Here is an 18,983-nt window from a genome sequence, read left to right as displayed (position 1 = left end):
CGACGACGCGCTTTCATGCGGCGCTCTGTCTGATGGCCGTTTGTTACCACCAGATGCTGCTGCCACGCAAATTTGCCGGTGGGCTTGCCCCCGTCAAAGCTGCGCGGCATAAACCCCGCCATGAGTGCGGAGGGGACAAATCGGGGGTCACAGCTGATCGAGGGCGCGTCACGATTCGAGCGCAAGCCCGGCCTTTTCACGCGCCTGTTTGCCCCCAGCTTTCACAAGGTTCTGGACCAGATTGATCGCGGGCTGGAACGCGGTTCGATCCTCGGCCATTTGCCCGATGGAACAACCCGCCTGCTGGGCGCGCGCAATCCCGGTTTCGAAGCGGTCGTCTATCTGCATGATTGGCGCGGTGTCATGCGGCTGGCGACCAACGGTTCTGTCGGGTGGTATCAGGCATGGGAAGCGGGCGAGTGGGACAGCCCCAACGAAGTCGATGTGTTCGCGGTGTTCAATCACAATGCCAAGTCACTGGGCACGGCGGGCAGGGCCAAGGGCCCGTTCCGCTGGGCGGCCAAGATTGCCCATTGGCTCAATCGCAACAGCAAATCGGGATCGGCGCGCAACATCCACGCGCATTATGATCTGGGCAATGATTTCTACGCGCAATGGCTCGACCGCACGATGAGCTATTCCTCCGCGATGTTTGCGGATGGAGACGATCTTGAATCGGCGCAGCGGCGCAAATGGGCGCGGTTGTCCCGGCGTTTGCAAAAGCCCGAAACGCTGCTGGAAATCGGCTGCGGTTGGGGCGCATTGGCGGGGCATTTTGCGGACGAGGGGGCGAAGGTCACCGGTATCAGCCTGTCCCATGCGCAGTTGGCCTGGGCGCGCGAGCATCACGATCCGGCAATCGAGTTCCGCAAGCAGGATTACCGCGACACCGAAGAACAGTTCGATGCCATCGTCAGCGTCGAAATGGTCGAAGCGGTCGGCCGCGAATATTGGCCCAGCTATTTCGACTGCATCGCGCGTAATCTGAAACCCGGTGGCCGCGCGGCCATCCAGTTTATCACTTTTGATGACGAATTGTTCGATGCCTATGCCGCAAGCGCGGACTTCATCCAGGCATATATTTTCCCGGGCGGTTTGCTGATCCGCAATAGCGAGTTTCAAGAGCTTGCAGAGTCACGTGGGCTGCAATGGACGGATCAGGAATATTTCGGGCAGGATTATGCCGAAACGCTGCGCATCTGGCGGGAAAATTTTGATGCTGCGGTCAAACAGGGCAGATTGCCCGATGGATTTGACGAACGCTTTGTCCGGCTTTGGCGGTTCTATCTGATGTATTGCGAAGGCGGTTTTCGCGCAGGCGGGATTGATGTGAGCCAGGTGACGCTGGTCAAAGCCCAATAATAACAGTCCGGTAAGAAACGAATGGGAGTGGTTGAGAGATGAAAAAGTGGATCATCGGCATTTTGCTAATGCTGCTGGCGGGCGGCGGGATTACCTATTTCACCCTCGATAAAGACCAGCGCGCGCTGGTCGCGAATATGCCGACCGATCGCAATGTACTGTTCTGGTCAGATGAACAGCGCGAGGCGGCTTTCCGGGCGATGGATGCAATTCCGCTTTTGGCCAATGCCAATGTGATTGCGTCGGGCGATACGATCCGTGTACTCCCCGAAGGTGATCCGCTGACCATTGCGACCGATGTTGACGCTTACATGAAAGAGCAGCGCACAGCGGCGATTGTCATCCTGCTTGACGGAAAGTTGGTTTACGAACGCTACGGGCTCGATTTCGGGCGCGATGGCAAGTGGACCAGTTTCTCGGTCGCGAAAAGTTTCACTTCCACATTGGTCGGCGCGGCTGTGAAGGACGGACATATCAAGAGCCTTGATGACAAGGTGACCGACTACATCGAAGGTCTCAAAGGCTCTGCCTATGACGATGTTTCGATCCGGCAATTGCTGACCATGACATCGGGCGTCCGCTGGAACGAGGATTATACCGATCCAAAATCGGATGTTGCCTTGTTCAACGAACATCAGGCGGCTGAAGGGGAAGATGTCACTGTCAGCTATATGAAAACACTACCCCGCGATGTCCCGGCGGGGGAGAAATGGGTCTATAGCACCGGTGAAACAAATTTGATCGGTGTGCTGGTCAGCGAGGCAACCGGAAAGACACTTGCCGAATATCTGTCGGAAAAAGTGTGGGCGCCATACGGTATGCAGCAGGATGCAACATGGCTGCTCGGTTCCACCGGCCACGAGATCGGCGGGTGCTGTATCCAGGCGGCGACGCGCGACTATGCCCGGTTTGGCGAGTTTATCCGAACAGGCGCGATGATCGATGGCGTGTCGATCGTGCCCGACGATTGGTTGGCGCAGGCCACCACCAAACAGGCCGATATCGGATCGCCGGGTTTCGGCTATGGTTTCCAATGGTGGACCGAAGATGACGGCGCTTTCGCCGCGCAAGGGATTTTCGGGCAAGGTATCTTCGTCGACCCCGCGCGCAAGCTGGTAATCGCGTCCAACAGCAACTGGCCCAATGCATCGGGGCAGGGCGAAGAGGGCGCGCAACGGCGCGAATTCTACAAAGCGGTGCAGGCTGCGGTTGATGCGCGGTCAGCTCCGGCAGCTGGCGCGCCGGCAGAATAGCCGCCGGACAGCAAAACGGGCCGCTCTTTCGGGCGACCCGCTTCGGGACATCTAAGGGTGTCTTTGTTTTGGGGGCAGACCCCTTAGAGGTTGCCGCGATACACGGAGCTTGGGCTGTATCGCTGCAAGATATTGTCATGCACGATCGGGCTGAGCAATTCGGTGAAGGCACAGCCGACAACCGAATCGTCCCACCAGACCACTTCGGCCTGAAGCGATTCAAGGCCCGGCAGAGTGACCCAGCAAATCTGGCCGGGACGCATGCGGCTGATCGCAGCGCCGGAGAAGCCGGAAATCGACAGGTCGTGGATCACGGTCTGGAATGCCCGACCACCCGAAGCGCGTAGCTGCGCCGGAATTGTCAGCTTGGTGCGCGGAGAACAGCGGTCCTCTTGCGCGGCAAGCTCGTATGAATCGTAGGTTTCAGCCAACATTTTTCGGGCATCCAGAATGCTTAAAGACTAACCACACCTTTCGCGGAAGTTTCCGCTCAGGCTTTGCACAATGTGGACTGGTCTGCTTTCCGGGAAGTTACCGGCAATGGTTACGGATGTTTTACCACACGCTCGCGGTGCGAAGTTGCAAAATCTTCAACCAGCAACTCGACGATTCGGTCGCCCACCACGTCCGCGCTTTTGACCGTCGCGGGATCTTCTCCGGGATAGGCTTTTGCGCGCATTGCCGTGCGAGTCGCGCCCGGATCGACAATTGCGACTTTCACACCGCCGATTTTCTCGACTTCCTGCGCGTAGCTGTCGAGCATCGATTCAAACGCGGCTTTGGTGGATCCGTATGCCGCCCAGTAGGCACGGGCATCCGAACCAACGCTGCTGGTCAGACCGATCACGCGGCCCGCATCGGCGCGCTTGAGCAGTGGATCGAATGCCGCCAGCAATGCTTGTGTTGCCAGCACATTGGTAGTGATCGCCACGCTGAACTGTTTCTGGTCGATCTGCGTGACGGGTGTGAGGGTTGGTAAATAGGCGGCCGAAATTACTAGGTAATCCAGCTTATCCCAGCGTCCAGAAATGGCCGCTGCCAAGCGCGAAATCGCATCCACTTCCGCAAGATCGAGCGGCGCGATGGTGGAGCTGCCACCTATCGCGTGAATTTCATCTTCAACCGCTTCCAGCGCTTTGACATCGCGCCCGGTCAGCACCACATGCGCGCCTGCCTTGGCCAGCGATTTGGCGGTTTCTGCGCCGATTCCGCGGCTTGATCCGGTGACGAGCGCCAATTTGCCGTCGAGCGGCTTGCTGTCAGCCATCATGCAACTCTGTCAAAGGATAGCTGGGCGTCCTTGTCGTCGCGCCCGGCTTGATCGGTCAACGGTGTCGGATATTCTCCGGTGAAACAGGCGTCGCAATATTGCGGGCACGCGCTGTTGCGGCCTTCCAGACCGACCGCGCGATAGAGCCCGTCAATCGACACAAAAGCGAGGCTGTCTGCGCCAATATGATCGCGCATCGCGTCCATATCCATCTGCGCCGCGAGCAGCTTTTCCCGCTCGGGCGTGTCGACACCGTAAAAGCAGCTATTTGCAAATGGCGGACTGGCAACGCGGAAATGGACTTCGGTTGCACCCGCATCGCGCATCATCTGGACGATCTTGATGCTGGTCGTGCCGCGCACCAGCGAATCGTCGATCAGGACAATGCGTTTGCCTTCGACCAGCGCCCGGTTGGCATTGTGCTTGAGCGACACGCTGGAAGTACGCGCGCCTTGCGTCGGCTGGATGAAAGTGCGCCCGACATAGTGCGACCGGATGATTCCCAGCTCGAAAGGAATGCCCGCTTGCTGGGCATAACCGATGGCCGCGGGAACGCCGCTGTCGGGCACAGGAACCACCAGATCGACTTCGGCGGGATTTTCAATTGCCAGCTGTTCGCCAATCGACTTGCGCGAGGAATAGACCGACTGTCCGACAAACACCGAATCCGGGCGGCTGAAATAGACGTGCTCGAAAATGCAGGGACGCGGCTTGATGTTGCCGAAAGGATGAAGCGATTCGATCTTTCCGTCATAATCAACGCGGATCAATTCGCCCGGTTCTACTTCGCGGATCATCTCCGCCCCGATTACATTGAAGGCCACGCTTTCGCTGGCAAAGGTGATTGTGTCGCCGACTTTTCCCATCACCAGCGGGCGGATACCGTGCGGATCGCGGCAGGCGATCATCCCTTCGGGCGTCATGATGATCAGCGAATAGGCGCCTTCGACCATCCGCAAGGCGTCCACGATCCTGTCGATCATGGTGGGATAGCGGCTGGTCGCGACGAGGTGGATGATGACTTCGGTATCCGAAGTCGACTGGAATATCGCGCCGCGGCTGACCAGATCATCGCGCAAAGTGCGCGCGTTGGAGATATTGCCATTGTGCGCCACGGCAAAGCCGCCGCTGGCCAGATCGGCAAATAGCGGCTGGACGTTCCTGAGGCCCGATCCGCCGGTGGTTGAATAGCGTACATGGCCCGCCGCCATATGGCCGGGCAATTCGGCCAGCGCTTCTTCGGTTGAAAAATTGTCAGCAACATGGCCAGTTCCGCGCACGGAATAGAAACGGTCGCCATTGTAGCTGGTGATGCCCGCTGCTTCTTGCCCGCGATGTTGCAAGGCGTGCAGACCCAACGCGGTCAGAGCAGAGGCGTTATCGGCATTAATGGTGCCGAAGATGCCGCATTCTTCGCGCAGCTTGTCTCCATTGGCGTCGATAAACGGGTGAGAAAGGTTCATATTGGGACCGCCCGATGCCTGCTGTTTGTTGCGTGTGGCCGATTGCTGCGCCGCAGGGGTGCAAACATGCGCGCTCAATGGCGGTGTTGCAGTTCAATTACAAGGGCCATCGCGAAGGTGTCTTCGGGTTTATGCGCATAGTCTTAGAGATTTCATTGCAGCGACAGGAAACCATGCCTAAACGGGCGCTCAGGTCTTAACGGGAAGCACACCACTATCTTGTTCCTCAATCCTTTCGAATGGACGATCACCAAGCGGTACATGCTGCCGGGCAAGGGCGAGGGGTTTATCGCGCTCGTGGCCGGGATCAGTGTGCTTGTGGTCATGCTATCCGTCGCGCTGCTGATCGTGGTGATGAGCGTGATGAACGGGTTTCGGGGCGAGCTGCTCGACCGTTTCGTCAATCTCAACGGCCATGCGATGATCATCGGCTACAATGGCCGGCTCGATAATTGGGAAGAGATTCTGGAGGAAGTGCGCGCGACACCCGATGTGGTCAGCGCCTCTCCGATCATCGAACAGCCGCTGCTGATCACGTTCAATGGCCGCGCAAACGGCGTCAAAGTCCGCGGGAATACGCAGCAGGACATTGCCAAGCTGGCTCCCAATCTCGTTGAAGGCAATCTGTCCGCAATCCAGCCCGAGGCCGGCCAGATTGCCATTGGCAAACGGCTCGCAGAAAATCTCGGGGCGCGGACGGGCGATACCGTGACGCTGCTCAATCCGCAGGGCCGCACGACGCCCTTCGGTACGGTCCCGCGCCAGGTTGGTTATCAAGTCTCCGCGCTGATCGAGACGGGTGTGTACGAATTTGACCAGACCTTTGTGGTGATGCCGATCAAGGATGCGCAAACGCTGCTTCTGACCGGTGACAAGATTGGCCTGATCGAAGTCATGACCACCGATGCGGAGGATGTGGGCCGCATTCTCGAGCCATTGCAGCCCAGGTTGCAGGGAATCGCGGTGATCAATGACTGGCGGACGATCAATTCCAGCATTTTCGAAGCGCTCGAGGTGGAACGCGTGGCGATGTTCTTTGCCCTGTCGCTGATTGTGCTGGTCGCAGCGTTCAATATTCTGTCCTCGCTAGTGATGCTGGTGCGCGCCAAGACCCGCGATATCGCGATCCTGCGCACCATGGGCGCAACGCGGCGGAACATTCTGAAGATTTTCGTGACGACGGGGACGGTGATCGGCGCGTTCGGCACATTCACCGGTGTCGCTCTCGGCTTTCTGGTGCTTTACTTCCGTCAGCCGATCCTGAAATTTCTCAATTGGGCCACGGGGCAGGACATCTGGAACCCCGAAGTCCGCTTGCTGACCGAACTTCCCGCGCGATCTGATCCGGCCGAAATTGTCGGGATATGCGCGCTGGCTATCGGGCTCAGCTTCCTCGCGACGCTATATCCGGCGATGAAGGCGGCCAAGACCGATCCGGTACAGGTGCTGCGCTATGAGTAATCCGGTCGTCAAACTCACCGACCTGACGCGGTCGTTCGAACAGGGCGGCGTGCGTATTGATGTCTTGCGCGGGGTTAATCTGGAAATCCAACCGGGTGAAATCGTTGCGCTGCTTGGCCCCTCGGGCTCGGGCAAATCGACGATGCTGCAAGCGGTGGGCCTACTGGAAGGCGGTTTTGGCGGAACTATCCAGATTGACGGGATAGATGCGAGCCAGCTCCCCTCTGATGGGCGCACCGAATTGCGGCGGACACATATGGGCTTCGTCTATCAGTTCCACCATCTCCTTCCCGATTTCAGCGCGGAAGAAAATGTCGTCCTCCCACAAATGGTTGGAGGGACTTCGCGCGAAGAGGCGGATGACCGCGCGCGCGAATTGCTCAGCTCGCTCGGTTTGGCCGGCCGGCTGGAGCATAGGCCAAGCCAGCTTTCGGGCGGCGAGCAGCAACGTGTTGCCGTGGCGCGCGCCTTGGCCAATCGCCCGCAGCTCGTGCTCGCCGATGAACCAACCGGCAATCTTGACGAGGCAACCGCTGACAAAGTGCTCGACCAGTTTCTGGCGCTTGTGCGGGGCGAGGGCAGCGCGGCGCTGGTGGCGACGCATAATGAACGGCTGGCCTCACAGATGGACCGTGTGGTACGCTTGCACGAGGGCACACTTTCCTGAGTGGCCCAAGGCAGAATTTCTGCGGAAAGGGCTTTATAGATGTTAGTTTCGGTTCTTGCTCTCGCACTCGCGCAGGAAACTGCGGTTGAAACGGTCCAACCGGTAGCGCCGCCGCCATCGCAGCCTGCATGCAGCGGCGAAAATTACGATGCTTTCGATTTCTGGGTTGGCGCGTGGAAAGTCTATGTCACCGGGGCAGAAACCGCGGCGGACGGATCGGAAAAGATCGTCGCCCGAAGCCTCGTCGAAAGGCTCTATAATGGCTGTGCGATCCGCGAAAACTGGATGCCTGTGCGGCCCAATCCCGGCGGCAGTTTGAGCAGTTACAACCCCAGAACACAGCTGTGGGAACAGACCTGGATCGGATCATCGCCGGGGCCGGTCTATTTCAAGGGGCAGGGCGTGCGCACCGGCATGGTGCTGACGGGCACTTGGCCCAATATCGGCGGGCCGGGCAAGGATGGCTTGATCCGCATGACCTACACCCCAAATGAGCTGGACGGCTCGGTTCGACAACGCGGCGAAGTTTCCTACGATCAGGGAAAAAGCTGGGGGCCGAGCTTTGATTTCACTTACCGGCCAAGCGGCGACACGAAAGATTCACGATGACCACGATTGCAGATTTCAGCGTCAAGAAACCGGACGGGTCCGATCTCGACCTCTCTGAAAAGAAAGGCAAAGTCCTGTTGGTGGTCAACACCGCCAGCAAATGCGGATTTACTCCGCAATATGACGGGCTCGAGTCGCTGCATCAGGAATATGGCGAGAAGGGTTTTGAGGTGCTGGCTTTCCCCTGCAACCAGTTCGGCGGACAGGAACCGGGCAATGCGGAAGAGATTGAAGAATTTTGCAAAGTCAATTTCGGCCTGACATTTCCGCTGATGCAAAAGGTGGAAGTCAATGGCGACGGCGCAAGCCCGCTGTTCGACTGGATGAAGCGCGAAGCGCCGGGGCTGATGGGCAGCAAGACAATCAAATGGAATTTCACCAAATTTCTGATCAATCGCGATGGGGAAGTGGTGAAACGCTATGCACCGCAAGACACGCCCGCGAAGATCGGGAAGGATATTGCCAAGCTGCTGTAACCGCTTGCGATTCCGCTGCGAATAGCCGGACGTTATTTTAGGAGGGCAGCGTGCTCGAATCGATCAATCAGTGGTTCCTGTCGCTTGGCGCCGAATATGGTGTGAACCCGTATATCTTCGGCGCTATCTATGTCGGAGCAATCCCGTTCTTTCTGCTCAGCATCGGTTGGCTGGTGCGCAATGCGAAATCGGGCAAATCGACCCTGTTGCCGACAATGTGCGCGGGCTTCTTTTTTGTTTCGGCCTATCTCTATCTCGCCATTGCAGGGCGCAATATCCCGATCTGGGTGTGGATTTTTCTTGGTGCGCTGATCCTTTACGGTGCATGGTCGAGCATTCGTGACACGCGCAAGAAGATTGCCGCGGCGAAGGCGGAAGCCACAAAACCGTAGTGCTCCCGTCATTCCGGTTTTCGGGGGGATGACGAAAGAGGGGAATAAGGCTCCTTCGCTCTTCACGACTCGACCAATCGCCCGCATATTCCTCTGATGCCTTTTGCTCCCTTCGTTCCGCTTCGCGTTCTGTCGTCCTACTCGATGCTCGAGGCGGCGATTGATCCCAAGCAGATTGCGAAACTGGCCAAAGAGCGCGGCTTTCCGGCAATCGCCATTTGTGATCGCAACGGGCTTTACGGCGCGGTGATGTTCGCCAAGGCGTGCTTTGATGAAGGCATCCAGCCCATCATCGGAACGCTGCTGGGGATTGCCCGCGACAAAGAAGGCAAGCAGGTCGATTATCTCCCGCTCTATGCGCAGGATGAAGCGGGCTATGACAATCTTTGCCACCTTGTCAGCATGGCGCATCTCGACCGGCCACTGGAATTTGAACCGCATGTCCGGCTGAGCAATCTGGAAGGCCATACGGACGGGCTAATTTCGCTGACCGGATCGGGGGACGGGGCTTTGTCACGGCTGCTGGGCGAAGGGCAGCAGGAGCATGGCGAGGCGCTGCTCGACAGGCTGCAAGGGCTTTTCCCCGGTCGTCTCTATATCGAGCTGTCGCGCAAATTTGATGCGGTTCAGGACGCGGCGGAAAAGGCCCTGATCGATCTGGCTTATCAGCGCAATCTGCCGCTGGTCGGGACCAATCCTTCCTTCTTTGCAGAGCCGCATATGTTTGCGGCGCATGATGCGATGCTGTGCATTGCCAATTCGTCCCAGATCGATGCCGAAAACCGGCCGCGTTCCAATCGAGAGGCTTTCATCAAATCCGCGCCGATGATGGAAGAGCTTTTCGATGATCTTCCCGAAGCCATCGCCAACACGCTGACCATCGCGCAGAGATGTGCCTATGCGCCGCCATATCGCGACCCGATCCTGCCCAGCCTTGCCGGTGATCTGGAAGGCGAGGCCAAGGCACTGGCCGAGGATGCGCGCAAGGGCTTGGCCGAGCGCTTGGCGCCATACTACCCAGAAACCGATCAGGCTGAGCTTGTCGAAGCCTTGTCCTTGCTTTCGAACGGAATGCCCGAAGAAGGGCAACCCTTTGACAAGCTCAGGGCGAGCGGAAATTTGGAGGAAGTGAGAGCGTATTCTGATCGACTCAAATTTGAAGTCGAAGTGATCGTTGGCATGGGTTTCCCCGGGTATTTTCTGATCGTTGCTGACTTCATCAAATGGGCCAAGGATAACGGCATTCCGGTGGGGCCGGGGCGTGGTTCGGGCGCGGGTTCGGTGGTGGCGTGGGCGCTGACGATTACCGATCTCGATCCGCTCAAACTGGGCCTTCTGTTCGAGCGGTTCCTGAACCCCGAACGCGTATCGATGCCCGACTTCGATATCGACTTCTGCGAAACGCGGCGCGGCGAAGTCATCCGCTATGTGCAGCAAAAATATGGCAGCGATCACGTCGCGCAGATCATTACTTTCGGTAAGCTGAAAGCGCGCGCTGTGCTGCGCGATACGGGCCGGATCTTGCAGATGAGTTATGGTCAGGTGGACCGGCTGTGCAAGATGGTGCCCAATCATCCGACAGATCCGTGGACTTTGCCGCGTGCGCTCAATGGCGCGGCGGATTTCAAGCGCGAATATAACAATGACAACGAGGTGAAACGCCTCGTCGATCTGGCGATGCAGCTGGAAGGGTTCCCGCGTAATTCCTCGACCCATGCCGCCGGTGTGGTGATTGGCGATAGGCCGCTCGCCAAGCTTGTCCCGCTGTACCGTGATCCACGATCAGACATGCCGGTTACCCAGTTCGACATGAAGCATGTCGAAAGCAGCGGGTTGGTAAAGTTCGATTTTCTCGGTCTGAAAACGCTTTCGGTGCTGCACAAGGCGACCGAGCTGATGAAGAAGCGCGGGATCGACATCGATCTGGGCACGCTCACCTGGGACGATCCCAAAGTCTATGAACTGCTCAAATCGGGTAACACCGTCGGCGTGTTCCAGCTCGAATCCGAAGGCATGCGGCGCACGCTGTCTGCGGTGAAGCCGACCAATTTCGGCGATATTATCGCGCTGGTTTCGCTCTACCGGCCGGGGCCGATGGATAATATTCCCCTGTTCGGCAAACGTAAGAACGGCGAAGCGGAGATCGAATATCCGCATCCCAAGCTCGAAGGGATTCTGGCCGAAACCTACGGGATTTTCGTTTACCAGGAACAGGTGATGCAGGCTGCGCAGATCCTTGCCGGTTACTCGCTTGGCGATGCCGATTTGCTGCGCCGCGCGATGGGTAAAAAGGTCCAGGCGGAAATGGATGCGCAGCGCCAACGCTTTGTTGACGGGTGCAAAGAGGTGTCCGACATCGACGCCAAGAAAGCCAACGAATTGTTCGATTTGATCGACAAGTTTGCGGGCTATGGCTTCAACAAATCGCACGCGGCGGCCTATGCTCTTCTCGCCTATCAAACGGCGTGGTTGAAAGCGCATTATCCGGAGGAGTTTTACGCTGCCTCGATGTGTTTCGACATGCACCAATCGGAAAAACTGGCTTTGTTCGTCGATGATGCGCGGCGCCACGGAATTGTGGTTGCGCCGCCCGATATCAACCGTTCTGAGGCCGAATATTCGGTCGAGCAAACCGATGATGGCTATGCAGTGCGCTATGCACTGGCGGGCATTCGCAATGTCGGTGAAAAAGCGATGGAGGCCATCACCGCCGAGCGCGAGGCAAATGGCGCGTTTGAAAGCCTGAGCGATCTGTTCGAACGGCTCCCGCCCGGATCGATGAATCGCCGCCAGCTGGAAGGCTTGATCTGCGCTGGCGCTCTGGATGAGCTGGAGCCCAATCGCGACAAATTGTTCGGCAATGTCGAATTGCTGCTGGCCATTGCCGATGCAGCAACCCGCGAGCGCGAAAGCGGGCAAGCGGCATTGTTTGGCGGTGACGATCAGGCGGACGACACGCTGCGCCTGAAAGAGGTTGAAGAATGGTCGCGGCCCGAACGTATGGCGAAAGAGCGCGAGAATTTCGGCTTCTATTTCTCCGCCCATCCGGTTCAGCAATATTGGCAAGTTGCCTCTGCCAATGGCGCGCGAACATATCAGAACCTGATGGAGGCCGGGGCACCGCCGGGCGGACGGCAGTCGGCGGTAATGGCGGCCATGGTCGAGAGCGTGAACAAGGGAAAAACGCGCAAGGGCAAGGACTTCATCCGCGCCGATTTTTCGGATTCTACCGGGCAATTCAGCGCGGCATGTTTTGAAGAATCGCTGGTCGAAAAGTTCCAGCAATGGGCCGCCGACAGCACCTGTATTCTGCTCAATGTGGAACTGGATTCGCCAAGCCCCGATGAACCCCCTCGCGTGACAGTGCGCGGCGGCAGACCGCTTGAGGAAATCAAGGGCGGTTCGCGGATGATGCTGCGGATGGAATTGAGCGATGCGGCTGCACTGCACGATTTGAAGCTGGAGCTCGCACCCGGCACGGCAGGACATGGCGAAGTGCTGGTCCGGCTCAAGACCGGCGGGGAGAATGAACCCGAAGTCCGTCTGGGCCGCGACTATGCGCTCGACGGCGAATTGGCAGAGCGATTGGCTTTGATCGAAGGGATCGACAAAGTCGCGCTGACTGCGCAGCGGAACCTAAGGCTCGTCGTCTAAGCCGCTTTGCGCCGCAGATGTTGTGATGGGCGCGGGATCGCGTTTTTCAAGCACATTGGTAAATCGCGCGGCGACGAACAGCAGAACGGGCGCCAGCATCGAATTCCAGATATCGTGCCAGTTGCCGCCCAGGTAAAGCTGCCCTTCGATTGCCAAAGTGTCGCGGATGTCCACGATCTCGCCCAGGATGATCACCGCAAAGACCAGCAGCAAGGGTTTCCATTCCGATACGCGCCAGCGGAAAATCAGGCAGGCGGCGAGGAACACCACCAGCGCGACATAGACATGCAGAGCGTCCTTCGCGAGGCCGCTGAAATCGACAATGATGTTCTTGAGATCGTTTATCGGGCTCATGCCTATGCTTTAGAGCGATTGCGCAATCGGGCAAGCGCGGGCATGGTGGCAAAAAACAACTTGTATTTTTGGAGAGGAAAATAATGTCAGCAGCAGTTTTGGGCGCCATGCAGAACGATTGGACGCCGCGCATTACCCATGTGATCGATCATGCCGCGCGCGAAGCTGGAATGCGCGAGATTGTTACGCGCTGGGCCGATGGCAAAGAAACCCGCACAAACTGGGCTGAAATCCGCCGCGATGCGCTGAAAATGGCGCAGGCGCTGCAAGCAATGGGCATCAAAAAGGGCGAGCGTGTTGTCAGCCTCGCGATGAACCATTCGCGGCATTTGGTCAGCTGGTATGGCGTCGCAGGGATGGGCGGGGTGCTGCACACGCTCAACCCGCGCCTGTTCGAGGATCAGCTCGATTACATCGTCAATCACGCTGAAGACAAAGTGATGCTGTACGATGCGATGTTCCAGCCGATCATCGACAAGATGAAAGACAAATGGCCGACGATCGATCACTATGTCTGCTATGATCCGCCAGAAGGCGCCGATGTGCTTGGTTTCGAAGAATGGATCGGTGCCCAGGATGGCGAATTCGAATGGGTGAAGGGAGCTTCCACAGACCCGTGCATGCTGTGCTATACCAGCGGAACCACTGGCAACCCGAAAGGCGTCCAGTACGAACACGGTTCAACCATTCTCCACGCCGTATCCGGGCTTCAGCCATCGACCTTCAATTTCAGCGCATCCAGCGTGATGCTGCCGGTGGTGCCGATGTTCCACGCGGCGAGCTGGGGTCTTCCCTATGCAGGCGCGATGGCGGGGATCAAATTCGTCTTTTCTTGCAGCAATGAGCCCGCCATTCTCCACGAATTGATGGAGCGCGAAGGCGTGACCGATAGCGCGGGTGTGCCGACGGTATGGCTGGCGCATTTTCAATATTGCGATGCGCAGGGAATTGACCTTCCCAAACTGAAAGCGGCGACGATTGGCGGCTCTGCCTGCCCGCGCTTCATGATCGAGCGGCTGATGAAGAACGGCACGCGCGTGCAACACGCATGGGGCATGACCGAAACCAGCCCGATCGGCACCGTTGGCGGGCCGACATATGATTGGGACGAACTCAGCTTCGATGAAAAGGTCGACAAGACCGCGATGCAAGGCCGCCCGATTTTCGGTGTCGAGCTGCGGACGGTTGATCTGGATGATTGGAGCAAGGAATTGCCGCGCGATGGCAAGACCTCGGGCGCGCTGCAAATTCGTGGCCCGTGGATCATCCGCCGCTATTTCAAGGCAGAAGAAGACTGCGTTGACGAGAACGGGTGGTTTGACACCGGCGATGTCGGCATCATCCATCCGGACGGCACGCTGCAGCTGACCGATCGCACAAAGGACGTGATCAAATCGGGCGGTGAGTGGATCAGCTCTGTCGAGCTGGAAAATGCCGCCGTTGGCCATGCAGAAGTCGCCGAAGCCGCGGCCGTTGGGATGCCGCATCCGAAATGGGATGAACGGCCCGTGCTGTTCGTGGTGCGCAAGGAAGGATCAGATGTCTCCGCCGATGATATTGTCGAACATCTGAAGCCGCTGGTTGCCAAATGGTGGCTGCCCGATGCGGTCGAGTTTGTTGATGACATCCCGCACACCGCGACGGGTAAAATCAGCAAGAAAGACCTGCGCGACCGGTTCAGCGATTACACGCTGGGGTGATCGAATGACCACTTACATCGATCCATCTCCGGCAAATTTCCAAGCGTTCAAAGATCTTCCGCGCGACCGGCCTATTCACATGCTCAACCTGCTGCAATTTCGCGACAATGCGGAATATCCGCAAGGACACGAACATGCGGGCAAAGGCTGGAGCGGCAAGCGCGCCTATCAGGAATATGGCAAGACCAGCGGCCCGATTTTCCAGCGGGTCGGCGGAAGCATAGTCTGGCGCGGGGCATTCGAAACAATGGTGACGGGCCCCGACGCCAAGCAATGGCACGAAGGCTTTGTCGCGCAATATCCCAATTCCGGCGCGTTCTTCGAGATGATCAAAGATCCGGAGTATCAGCTGGCGGTCGTGAACCGCACCGCCGCGCTGGTCGACAGCCGGTTGATGCGCTTTGAGCCGGGCGCAGCCGGGGAGGGCTTCGGTTAGTCAAGGCCCGCAGCATCGAGCCGCTGGGTCAGGCTGATCTAGCCCTCAATAACCTCGCCGCGTTCCACTTCGCGCTTGCTGACGACATAGGCATAAGCGAGCCCGACAATCAGAACCACGCCGCTTCCGCCTGCGACGAATGTCGAGTTGAACAGCGTTGCAATCACGATCAGCAATACAGCTGCGATCAGTGTGGCTTGAATGGTCTTTGACATAGGCGTGCCTTCGATTTCTCGCTTTGGGATGTCGCCACCATATCCGGTGGGCGACCCGTCGAGGCTATGGAGCAACAGTTAACAAAGGGTACCGGCTCTGTATTAACGCTGCCGCGCGGCACCCGGGCTCTGGGCCACTTTTCCTTTAGAGCAGCCGCAATTGGCCGCCTGTTTCGGGCTTGCGAAACTGGGTGCAATCAAGCTCGAACTTTGGGTCAAGATCATTGCCGGTCAGCCCCGCGCGCTTGCAGGCAAGATGGAAACGCGACCGCAGCAAATCGGCCCAGACACCCGAGGGCTTCATCCGCGATCGGAAATTGGGGTCATTGTCCCGTCCGCCGCGTATCGATCTGACAATACTCATCACTTTGCCCGCACGGTCGGGAAAATGCACTTCCAGCCACTCGCGGAACAAGGGCGCCACTTCATGCGGAAGGCGGAGCGGAATCCAGCCCGCGGACCGTGCGCCGGCTTCGCCCGCCCAGGCAACGATCTCCTCCATAAATTCGTCGGTAATCGCCGGAATGATCGGGGAGACGGAGCAATGCACTGGCACACCTGCTGCTGACAATTGCTCTATCGCCGCGAGCCGTTTTCGCGGCGCGGAGGCTCTGGGTTCGAGCAAAGCGGAGAGGCGAGGATCGAAAGTGGTTACGGATACGGATACCGCCGTAAGGTTGCGCCGGGCGAGCTCCGTCAAAAGATCCAGATCGCGCAGCACGCGGTCACTTTTGGTGGTGATCGTCACCGGATGGCACGTATCGAGGCACAGTTTCAGTATATCGCGCGTGATCCGGTATCGCGCCTCGATCGGTTGGTAGGGGTCGGTGTTGGTCCCCATCGCGATCCAGCGCGGAATGTATTTTCTTTTGGCAAGCGTTTCGCGCAGTAGCTCCGCAGCATTGGGTTTGGCGAACAGCCTGGTTTCGAAATCAAGTCCGGGCGACAGATCATGATAGGCATGGGTAGGGCGGGCATAGCAATAGACGCAGCCATGCTCGCATCCGCGATAGGCGTTGACCGACCTGTCAAAAGGAATGTCGGGCGACTGGTTGAAACTGAGAATGGATTTGGGATGCTCCTCAGTGACCGTGGTGCGCAGCTTTACCGGCGGCCCATCCAGCGCTTTCACATGATCGCGCCAATCGCCGTCGGCCTCGCGCGCGGCGAGCCCGAAGCGCTGCGGAACAGCGCCCGACTGTGCCCCGCGCCCTTTGATCTTGGCGTGTTCCATAATTGGAACATATATAGAACATACCGTCTGGCAACACAATCTGTCTTTGCCAGAGAAACGCGGCAATCCAGATAGATTGCGGAAAATTTCCGGAAAGCGAAGTTGTTCAGGATTCGCGCAAACGCGGCATCAGTTCCACGAAATTGCAGGGCCGATTCCGGCTATCGAGTTGCTCGGCCAGAATTCCGTCCCAGCCATCTTTCACCGCGCCGTTCGATCCGGGCAGGGCAAAAATATAGGTGCCGCGTGATAGAACCGCGCAGGCGCGGCTCTGGATCGTGCTGGTCCCGATGCTGCGATAGCTGATCGAGCGGAACAGCTCGCCAAAGCCGGGGATGTCTTTCTCTTTAACCCTGTCCAACGCTTCGGGGGTGATATCCCGCCCGGTCAGGCCGGTTCCGCCGGTGGTGATGATCGCGTCGATCCCCGCATCATCGATCCAGTTGTTCAGTCGGCGCACAAGGGTGTCGGAATCGTCCTTCTCGATCACGCGCGCGGTCAGTTTGTGGCCTGCGGATTTGACCCGCTCCGCCAGAATATCGCCCGAACTGTCGGTCTCGCGGGTGCGCGTGTCCGACACGGTGATGATTGCGATATTGAGCGGTTTGAAGGGGAGCTCCGCGTCAACCGGCATCAGTTTTGCGCAAGATAGCGTCCGGAACTGTTGCCGGACATGTCGGGGAAAGTGGGCCACATGCCTTGGGCCAAGGCACGGCGGCTTTCGGATGCGCCGCCTGCCTGGCGTTCATACATCCAGTAATTGCGCATCACGATCGCGACATAGCCGCGCGTTTCCCAATAGGGGATGCTTTCCATGTAAAGCAGCGCATCGCCTTGATCGCGGATTTCGGTGTTCCAGCGCGTTACCGGCGTCAGACCGGCATTATAGGCGGCCATGATCTTCGGCAGCAGTCCCTGCGTTGCAGAACTGTTGCGCAGCATGTTGAGATGTTCCTGACCGAATGCGAGGTTCACTTCCGGCTTCGAAAGATCGCTGGCGGTGCCGCGGATACCCAATGTTCCGCGGTGGTCGATCGCGGCGGCGGGCATGATCTGCATCAGGCCGCGCGCACCCGCCGGGCTTACCACCGATGCGCGGAAGTTGGATTCCTGCAATGTGTGGGCATAGGCCAGCGCCGGGTCGACTTTCCAGCCCGTCACCGGAGTCCAGCGCGGGGCGGGATAACGGAGCGCAGGCTCCGACGATGTACCACGAGGGGCGTTGTGCGCCATCCACAGCTGGGTCGAAGGAAGGCCAAGCTCGCGCGCCAAACGCGACAGTTCGCGATATTGCGACGCATCGCCGATTTTCGCTTGGTGGCGCAGCACTTCGTCGGCCAGATTGTCGCGGCCGATCTCTGCCAGGCCAACGGCGGTGCGGACATTATCGACGCTGCGGATCTTCTGCCAATCTTCAAGATCGAAATCGGCGGAGTGCGATTGCGGCAAGTGCTGGCCCAATTGTTCGCGGGCAAGCATCCCGTACAAAGTTTCGTCCAGTTGCGCGGCGGCGCGCAGTTGTTCGGTGACCTTTTCAGGGGCACGGCAACGGACATAGGACCGGCTCGCCCAATAGCGCGCGGCGGCGGTCAGTTCGTCATTGGTTGAACCAATCGCTGCCTGTTCGAAATAGACTGCAGAGCTGCCGCAATCCTGCATCCGCCAGGCGGCAAGGCCGGCCACCCAGTTTCCTTCGGCGACCCATCCGCCCGAACCGCCACTATTGACCGTTTGGGCCATCGCGAAGGCGGCGGGATCGTTGTTCTCAATGTAATAGCTGAAAGCGACGCGTTGGCGCCATTCGGCGCGCGCGGCGCTGCTCAGGCTTGCATCGATACCGTCAAGCAATTGGCGCGCGCCATCGGGATCGTCATTCTTGATCCGGTCGAGGATCGCATTGCGAATGGAGCCGGGCATGGTGCCGTCCTGCACCGTGCGCGGACGAATGCGTTTGGATGCGTAAGGCTGGCTGACGAGCGATTGTTCCTGAGGAAGGCTGTAGGTTGCCTCGAGACCGCGCCTCTCGCCCAACCGGCCCATTTGCTCTGCATGCGGAAGAGCGCGCCCGGCGCTCAGCCATTTCTGGATTTGCGGGCCTTCGACGCGCGGTGAATTGGCGTGGAGGTAATATTCTGCAATCGCCACCTGATGCAGCGGGCCGTCGCTGCGTTCATTGAGCATGGCTTCGACGCGGGTCCAATCCTGTCCGTCGATCGCATCGAACAGATTGGTGTAATAAACCCGGTCGGGATTGCTGAGCAATTGCGGGACGTTGGTCGAATTCGCGCGGTCGCGGAAATATTCCGCCGCGCTATTGTTGGAAATTGCAATGGCTTCATCCGCCAGAACGGGCGTTGAAACCGAGATTGCGATGGCTCCGCCCGCGATTGTCGCGGCCTTGTGCAGGAGGCCAAACCGTAGCTTAAACTGTGTCAAA

Annotated in this window: 18 protein-coding genes; 10 read left to right on the top strand and 8 right to left on the bottom strand. The window is 58.5% G+C overall.

The window, feature by feature from the left end; translation table 11 throughout:
- Positions 1 to 120: 120 nt before the first annotated feature.
- Complete coding sequence (locus GRI41_RS06335; RefSeq protein ID WP_160603893.1) at positions 121 to 1,362, top strand: SAM-dependent methyltransferase; 1,242 nt, start codon at positions 121 to 123, stop codon at positions 1,360 to 1,362.
- A gap of 38 nt (positions 1,363 to 1,400) precedes the next feature.
- Positions 1,401 to 2,615: a serine hydrolase domain-containing protein gene (locus GRI41_RS06330; protein ID WP_160603892.1), complete on the top strand. Its 1,215-nt coding sequence runs from the start codon at positions 1,401 to 1,403 to the stop codon at positions 2,613 to 2,615.
- Between the two features lie 83 nt (positions 2,616 to 2,698).
- On the opposite strand, the gene GRI41_RS06325 is transcribed toward GRI41_RS06330, so the two are convergent.
- From GRI41_RS06325 to purF, 3 genes are all read right to left on the bottom strand, one after another.
- Positions 2,699 to 3,049, bottom strand: coding sequence for a PilZ domain-containing protein (locus GRI41_RS06325; protein WP_160603891.1), 351 nt, complete (start codon positions 3,047 to 3,049; stop codon positions 2,699 to 2,701).
- A gap of 110 nt (positions 3,050 to 3,159) precedes the next feature.
- Positions 3,160 to 3,882: an SDR family NAD(P)-dependent oxidoreductase gene (locus tag GRI41_RS06320; protein WP_160604656.1), complete on the bottom strand. Its 723-nt coding sequence runs from the start codon at positions 3,880 to 3,882 to the stop codon at positions 3,160 to 3,162.
- Positions 3,882 to 5,348: an amidophosphoribosyltransferase gene (gene purF, locus GRI41_RS06315; protein ID WP_160604655.1), complete on the bottom strand. Its 1,467-nt coding sequence runs from the start codon at positions 5,346 to 5,348 to the stop codon at positions 3,882 to 3,884. The genes GRI41_RS06320 and purF overlap by 1 nt, the downstream gene beginning before the upstream one ends.
- Positions 5,349 to 5,567: 219 nt before the next feature.
- Here purF and GRI41_RS06310 point away from each other — a divergent pair, with 219 nt between their 5' ends.
- The 6 genes from GRI41_RS06310 (at position 5,568) to dnaE (ending at position 12,607) form a co-directional block, all read left to right on the top strand.
- A complete protein-coding gene (locus tag GRI41_RS06310) occupies positions 5,568 to 6,809 on the top strand; it encodes a lipoprotein-releasing ABC transporter permease subunit (protein ID WP_160603890.1) in 1,242 nt (413 codons plus the stop codon).
- A complete protein-coding gene (locus tag GRI41_RS06305) occupies positions 6,802 to 7,476 on the top strand; it encodes an ABC transporter ATP-binding protein (protein ID WP_160603889.1) in 675 nt (224 codons plus the stop codon). Before GRI41_RS06310 ends, GRI41_RS06305 begins: the two co-directional genes overlap by 8 nt.
- Positions 7,477 to 7,515: 39 nt before the next feature.
- Positions 7,516 to 8,085 carry a DUF1579 domain-containing protein gene (locus GRI41_RS06300; protein WP_160603888.1) on the top strand — a complete coding sequence of 190 codons (570 nt, stop codon included), beginning with the start codon at positions 7,516 to 7,518 and terminating at the stop codon, positions 8,083 to 8,085.
- A complete protein-coding gene (locus GRI41_RS06295) occupies positions 8,082 to 8,561 on the top strand; it encodes a glutathione peroxidase (protein WP_160603887.1) in 480 nt (159 codons plus the stop codon). The genes GRI41_RS06300 and GRI41_RS06295 overlap by 4 nt, the downstream gene beginning before the upstream one ends.
- A 50-nt stretch (positions 8,562 to 8,611) precedes the next feature.
- Positions 8,612 to 8,953 (top strand): hypothetical protein, encoded by a 342-nt coding sequence (locus tag GRI41_RS06290; protein WP_160603886.1) that lies wholly within the window; start codon positions 8,612 to 8,614, stop codon positions 8,951 to 8,953.
- Between the two features lie 96 nt (positions 8,954 to 9,049).
- A complete protein-coding gene (dnaE, locus tag GRI41_RS06285; protein WP_160603885.1) occupies positions 9,050 to 12,607 on the top strand; it encodes a DNA polymerase III subunit alpha in 3,558 nt (1,185 codons plus the stop codon).
- Here dnaE and GRI41_RS06280 read toward each other — a convergent pair.
- On the bottom strand, positions 12,590 to 12,961 hold the full coding sequence (locus tag GRI41_RS06280) for a hypothetical protein (RefSeq protein WP_160603884.1): 372 nt from the start codon (positions 12,959 to 12,961) through the stop codon (positions 12,590 to 12,592). The genes dnaE and GRI41_RS06280 overlap by 18 nt on opposite strands.
- An 83-nt stretch (positions 12,962 to 13,044) precedes the next feature.
- Between GRI41_RS06280 and GRI41_RS06275 the strand changes: the two genes are divergently transcribed.
- Positions 13,045 to 14,661: a long-chain fatty acid--CoA ligase gene (locus tag GRI41_RS06275; RefSeq protein WP_160603883.1), complete on the top strand. Its 1,617-nt coding sequence runs from the start codon at positions 13,045 to 13,047 to the stop codon at positions 14,659 to 14,661.
- 4 nt (positions 14,662 to 14,665) lie between these two features.
- The gene (locus tag GRI41_RS06270) at positions 14,666 to 15,097 is read left to right on the top strand and encodes a DUF1330 domain-containing protein (protein ID WP_160603882.1); all 432 of its coding nucleotides are present in this window, start codon (positions 14,666 to 14,668) and stop codon (positions 15,095 to 15,097) included.
- Positions 15,098 to 15,135: 38 nt separating this feature from the next.
- Here GRI41_RS06270 and GRI41_RS06265 read toward each other — a convergent pair whose 3' ends face one another.
- From GRI41_RS06265 to GRI41_RS06250, 4 genes are all read right to left on the bottom strand, one after another.
- On the bottom strand, positions 15,136 to 15,312 hold the full coding sequence (locus GRI41_RS06265) for a hypothetical protein (protein WP_160603881.1): 177 nt from the start codon (positions 15,310 to 15,312) through the stop codon (positions 15,136 to 15,138).
- Positions 15,313 to 15,457: 145 nt separating this feature from the next.
- A complete protein-coding gene (locus GRI41_RS06260) occupies positions 15,458 to 16,546 on the bottom strand; it encodes a PA0069 family radical SAM protein (RefSeq protein WP_160603880.1) in 1,089 nt (362 codons plus the stop codon).
- A gap of 106 nt (positions 16,547 to 16,652) precedes the next feature.
- On the bottom strand, positions 16,653 to 17,180 hold the full coding sequence (gene moaB / locus GRI41_RS06255) for a molybdenum cofactor biosynthesis protein B (RefSeq protein WP_160603879.1): 528 nt from the start codon (positions 17,178 to 17,180) through the stop codon (positions 16,653 to 16,655).
- Positions 17,180 to 18,982: a lytic transglycosylase domain-containing protein gene (locus tag GRI41_RS06250; RefSeq protein WP_160603878.1), complete on the bottom strand. Its 1,803-nt coding sequence runs from the start codon at positions 18,980 to 18,982 to the stop codon at positions 17,180 to 17,182. Before GRI41_RS06250 ends, moaB begins: the two co-directional genes overlap by 1 nt.
- Between the last annotated feature and the right edge of the window lies 1 nt (position 18,983).

This window comes from Pontixanthobacter aquaemixtae (assembly GCF_009827395.1).
GTDB classification, from domain to species: Bacteria; Pseudomonadota; Alphaproteobacteria; order Sphingomonadales; family Sphingomonadaceae; genus Pontixanthobacter; species Pontixanthobacter aquaemixtae.
The sequence above is the reverse complement of the archived record's forward strand: the minus strand, read 5'-3'. Positions and strand labels throughout refer to the sequence as shown.